The sequence below is a fragment of the Candidatus Arsenophonus triatominarum genome, assembly GCF_001640365.1.
In the GTDB taxonomy this organism is placed as follows: Bacteria; Pseudomonadota; Gammaproteobacteria; order Enterobacterales; family Enterobacteriaceae; genus Arsenophonus; species Arsenophonus triatominarum.
Map to the genome: position 1 here is coordinate 1 of NZ_LWMI01000075.1, position 4,842 is coordinate 4,842.

A 4,842-nucleotide genomic window follows, 5' to 3' on the forward strand; every position below is an offset into this window, starting at 1 on the left:
ATTTCATCCGCACCCCCAACCTCGCTGGAGAATATTCGGGCACGCTGACGACGGGTTAAATTGCGTGAGGTTCGAACGAATAACTCGATGATTTGATTTTGCGCTTCAATTACGCGCACACGGAAGGTACTATTTCGCATAGCTCAACTCCTAGTCATCTTAGGTTTTGGGTTAGCTGATTGCAAGAGGTAACGACTCTTGTAGTCAGCGACTATAAAATCATTTCATCTCTGAAAATGTAATCTCTTCTGTTTTTCCGTTTTTGGTGTAGGTACTAACCCAAATGATGGATTGAACCCTATCCCAATCAACTTTAACTGCGTACTTCTTATTAACTCGAAATTCTCCTCGATTTACTCTTTCTATTAAACCAGCAGCTATTAACGCTTTAATATTGTTATTAAAGGCAGCTAAACTAGTATCATGTCTTTTACAAAATCTATCTTTTGCAGATTTACCATAAGATACTTCATTGTGATCATTCATATGTTTTAACATAAAATGAAATATGTTCATTTGAAGCCCAGTAACTCCCTTTACATTACATAGGTCATTTATATAAACCTTTATAAAATCAGGCTCTTGAGTTATTTCCCCTGTTTCTAGGTTTACATGTCTACGTCCCATATCGGCCTCATTTAAATAAATTTTAAAGTTAACTATAATAATAAAAAAATTATTTCAAGTTTTTTTTAAAGTTATTAAATAAAAGTTTTCATATCCTAAAAATAACTTTTTTAATTATTAAAAATAATTATATAGTTATTAATAATGATTATTTAGTTATTAACATATAATCATATAGTTACCTTAACTAATTATATGATTACCAAAATTTATTTAAAATACTGATTTATATATAACTATTTATCTATCTTAGATTCTTTCTTGTTTTTCAGGAGTTACAAGACAACTCAGTAGCAACAAACTAATTTCCGCTTCCTCGTCGACGGTGTTCGGTGCTCGCAAGCTAAACTTAGAAAGAAAATTAAAAAATAATCCAAAAAATCCTTAAAATTAAAACGCCCACCGCTCGCCACAGCCAAGTGACCGAGCAACGCGAGCGAACGGGCGAGGAAGCGGAAGATAACCGGAAATTAAAGGGAACACAGTCACGCGAAAATCACAAAATACTAATTTCTTCCAATCTGGGCGATTTGTAAAAACAGCAATTTGCGCCGTCAGTCTCAAAGATATGTTGAGAGGCCAATTTCTTGGCAGCTATTTTCGTCTCAGAGGAAAGATAGATGAAATTTGTTGTCTTACCCTTCTCGTGGTCAACGTTAGTGATGATGGTTGCTTTGAAGTATTTCATGCCGCACCCCCAACTCGCTGGAGAATTCGGGCACGCTGACGAAGGGTTAAATTGCGTGAGGTTCGAACGAATAACTCGATGATTTGATTTTGCGCTTCAATTACGCGCACACGGAAGGTACTATTTCCCATAGTCCGACTCCTAGTACTGTTAGGGTTTGGATTAGCTAACTTTTGGGATCACCATTCCCATCAGTTAGCGACTAGTTTATAAAATTCTTTCTGTAGTAATTTCTCTACCGTCTTCTGAATATTTAATTTTTAATTCAAATGCTGATCTTTGTTCTATGATGGACTTCCATTCTCCCCTAGCAAAAAATTTAGGGTTGGCTAAATATTCATTTCCTCCCTCACTCAGAACAAATCCTTTTTTTACAAGAAGAGCCAATCTATTTCTTAGAGTCCCATCTTTAATACTAAGTTGGTCACACATTGATTTTCTATATCTGGTTGAAAGAGTCATATAACCATCATAATCGAGCTTTCTAAGCATAAGAAACAAGACGTTTTTTAATGAGTCAGGAACTTTAATCATTGAACATATATCATCAATATACATTTTCACATATGGCGGTTCAGATGAATAACGAGATAATGTTGTCTTTGATTCAGAAATTATTTCTCCAGTGTTTATATCCACAGTGTCTTTTTTTTGCTCATAAAATGCAGTTTTTATTCTCTTTTTAGTCACCATGTCTTGTCCGCATATGTCACTCTATATAACGTGACAATTTACATACAAAAATATACCTTGTCAATAAGGTATTTTAATACCTTTTTTAAAAGGTGTAAATGTATCTTTCAGAAGTTACAAGTGTAACTCCATAACGGTACATATATACCCTTGTGAAGTGATAAAAATAGATACAATCCCTTTTAATACATAGGATGGGTTATATATTGTTTTTAATCAGTACGAAATGCCAGACAACTAAATAGTAACAAACTAACCCCCCCTTCCTCGTTGACGCTATTTTGTACTCACAAGTGGCGCTCCGTTTCAACGTCTCCTGCGTTAAAAAAATCAAAAAATCTTTTCAAAACTTAACCCGCACCGCTCGCCACAGCCAAGTGACCGAGCAACGCGAGCGAACGGGCGAGGAAGCGGAAGATAACCGGAAATTAAAGGGAACACAGTCACGCGAAAATCACAAAATACTAATTTCTTCCAATCTGGGCGATTTGTAAAAACAGCAGTTTGCGCCGTCCGTTTTAAAGATATGTTGAGAGGCCAATTTCTTGGCAGCTATTTTCGTCTCAGAGGAAAGATAGATGAAATTTGTTGTCTTACCCTTCTCGTGGTCAACGTTAGTGATGATGGTTGCTTTGAAGTATTTCATGCCGCACCCCCAACTCGCTGGAGAATTCGGGCACGCTGACGAAGGGTTAAATTGCGGGATTCTTCAACAAACAACTTAATTATGTTATTCGGTGCTTCACAGACAAGCACGCGGAAGGTAGACTTTTTCATTAGCCTTACTCCTAGTTACCGTAGGTTTGGGTTAGCTCTGTGTAGGTGTTACAGCACTTACATGGAGCGACTACATCAATATTATAGCAACAAAAAATAAAGTCAATTTTTTGTTGCTTTTTTTTGTCAAATTACTATTATCATTGCAGATTAAAGGAGAAATTTATGTCAAAAAAAATAGTCTATGATGATTATGTATCTATAAGAATTCCAAGAGAAGTGAAAGAAAGGATAGATAAAATAAGAATGATTAAAAAATCACAAGGACATGATAAATATAGATTAATTGATGCAGTTATAGAAGCAACTAATATGTTAGAAGAATCACTATCAGAAAAAAATTAAACGACTTTTTGCTACGGCTATTATTAAGTAATAATAAATAGAATGGTTTTTTTAATAGTGAAAATTCAACAGTAATAAAAACAACTAACTGATATATAAGAATTTATATAAATTTATGATTCTATAAACTTCAATTTTATCCACAGAAAAACGCTACGGCTATAACGACTTTTTGCTACGGCTATAACGACTTTTTGCTACGGCTATAACGACTTTTTGCTACGGCTTATCTTGTGTAACTTTATGTTTATAAAGGAATAATTAAATAACAAAGTTAAAAGGAAAGATAAATAAAAACAGTCACGAATAATTATTTTCACCTTAAAAGGATTAAAAAATGAGTGCAACTCTAGATAGAGATCCAAATTACAACTTAGTACAAAGTAACGATTTGATTAATGCTAGCTATAAACTTAACCGTAATGAAATGCGTCTACTTGTATTAGCTTTATCCAAAGTAGACTCAAAAACAGAAAATCCAGGTAATATCACATTGTACCCAAAAGAATTTATTAACATGTTCAGTACTAACGAACAAAAGGTCTGGGTGACTATGAGAGAAGCATTAATTAGCCTATCGAAAAAACAAATAGAGTTTTTTAGGTTAGATAAAAACAATATGAGAACAATTAATTTTTCTAACTGGATAGACGGAGGTAGTTTTTATGAAAAACAAGAAGATTGTAGCAAAATAGTTTTAAGATTTACTAAAAGTATAGAGCCATACCTTTTTGAGTTAAAAGGTAATTTTACAATATGTTCTATAGAATCAATCCAAAATTTAACAAATCCAATAGCATTTAGATTATATCTAATAATGTTAAGTGAAATAAAAAAAGCTAAAAATATTGAATTAAAAAAGTCTAAAAAGTTAGAAGTTCATATGCTGAAATTATCAATTTTGCAAATACGTAAGATTTTTCCAAACATATCAAAAGAATTCAATAATATAAAAAAATTCACACTAATGCCTGCTTTCGAACAGATCCAGTCACTTACAGAAATTTCCTTAAATTGGCGTACTATAAAAACAGGCAGGTCAATAACAGACATTGAAATTACTTATCTTCTAGAAAAAGACGATCTATTCAAAACAAAACCAACACGACCAAGACTAGCCAAGCGCCCACATGTCAAATCTGGTTCTCACGACGAAGGCGAATGGATGAAGAAAAACACTGAGATTCTCTATCAGTACGAGAAAGATTTGAAGAAATACGACCCTACATTGCGTTTAACTATGCCAGATTTGCGCAGAGCAGTGGAATGCTCAAAGTATTGTAAACGAAATTGGCACGAAGAGAAAAAACGAGAGTTGGCGATGAGAGAAGGCAAAAATACAAAAATATCCGTTGCAAAAACTGAACAAAACAAAGATATTTCCTTTTCTAAAAAAGACCTAGAATTAATACAAAATTTTTGATTTGAAAAGGCACACCATGAACAAAACAGAACTCATCAGTAAAGTTGCAGCGAAATCAGGTTTGAGCAAGAAAGACGCAGAGAAGTCGATTAACGCTTTCATAGAATCTGTGACAGAATCTTTGAAATCCGGCAATGACGTACAACTCATTGGCTTTGGTAGTTTTCAGGTTAAGCAACGAGCAGCTAGGGAAGGACGAAACCCAAAAACAGGCGAACCACTTAAAATTGCTGCTGCAAATGTACCGAGTTTTAAAGCAGGTCAAAATCTCAAAGATGCGGTGAAGTAA

Annotated in this window: 7 protein-coding genes; 3 read left to right on the plus strand and 4 right to left on the minus strand. The window is 34.0% G+C overall.

The features are described 5' to 3' along the window. Positions 1-219: 219 nt before the first annotated feature. The 4 genes from AYJ55_RS23200 to AYJ55_RS23215 form a co-directional block, all read right to left on the minus strand. Positions 220-627: a replication/maintenance protein RepL gene (locus tag AYJ55_RS23200; RefSeq protein WP_063657714.1), complete on the minus strand. Its 408-nt coding sequence runs from the start codon at positions 625-627 to the stop codon at positions 220-222. A gap of 496 nt (positions 628-1,123) precedes the next feature. Next, entirely contained in the window at positions 1,124-1,315 is a 192-nt protein-coding gene (locus tag AYJ55_RS23205) for a hypothetical protein (RefSeq protein ID WP_063657713.1), read from the minus strand. A 207-nt stretch (positions 1,316-1,522) separates the two neighbouring features. After that, positions 1,523-2,005: a replication/maintenance protein RepL gene (locus tag AYJ55_RS23210; RefSeq protein ID WP_187153343.1), complete on the minus strand. Its 483-nt coding sequence runs from the start codon at positions 2,003-2,005 to the stop codon at positions 1,523-1,525. A 457-nt stretch (positions 2,006-2,462) separates the two neighbouring features. Beyond that, a complete protein-coding gene (locus AYJ55_RS23215) occupies positions 2,463-2,654 on the minus strand; it encodes a hypothetical protein (protein WP_063657711.1) in 192 nt (63 codons plus the stop codon). Between the two features lie 296 nt (positions 2,655-2,950). Here AYJ55_RS23215 and AYJ55_RS23220 point away from each other — a divergent pair, with 296 nt between their 5' ends. The 3 genes from AYJ55_RS23220 (at position 2,951) to AYJ55_RS23230 (ending at position 4,842) form a co-directional block, all read left to right on the plus strand. Further along, complete coding sequence (locus AYJ55_RS23220; protein WP_063657710.1) at positions 2,951-3,130, plus strand: hypothetical protein; 180 nt, start codon at positions 2,951-2,953, stop codon at positions 3,128-3,130. A 337-nt stretch (positions 3,131-3,467) separates the two neighbouring features. Then, positions 3,468-4,553, plus strand: a complete 1,086-nt coding sequence (locus AYJ55_RS23225) for a replication initiation protein (protein ID WP_063657709.1) — start codon at positions 3,468-3,470, stop codon at positions 4,551-4,553. Between the two features lie 16 nt (positions 4,554-4,569). Next, a complete protein-coding gene (locus tag AYJ55_RS23230) occupies positions 4,570-4,842 on the plus strand; it encodes an HU family DNA-binding protein (RefSeq protein WP_063657613.1) in 273 nt (90 codons plus the stop codon).

Bases quoted from the DNA above. Each gene is read 5' to 3' on its own strand.
- AYJ55_RS23200 (WP_063657714.1), bottom strand. From the start codon at position 627: ATGGGACGTAGACATGTAAACCTAGAAACAGGGGAAATAACTCAAGAG.
- AYJ55_RS23205 (WP_063657713.1), bottom strand. From the start codon at position 1,315: ATGAAATACTTCAAAGCAACCATCATCACTAACGTTGACCACGAGAAG.
- AYJ55_RS23215 (WP_063657711.1), bottom strand. From the start codon at position 2,654: ATGAAATACTTCAAAGCAACCATCATCACTAACGTTGACCACGAGAAG.
- AYJ55_RS23220 (WP_063657710.1), top strand. From the start codon at position 2,951: ATGTCAAAAAAAATAGTCTATGATGATTATGTATCTATAAGAATTCCA.
- AYJ55_RS23225 (WP_063657709.1), top strand. From the start codon at position 3,468: ATGAGTGCAACTCTAGATAGAGATCCAAATTACAACTTAGTACAAAGT.
- AYJ55_RS23230 (WP_063657613.1), top strand. From the start codon at position 4,570: ATGAACAAAACAGAACTCATCAGTAAAGTTGCAGCGAAATCAGGTTTG.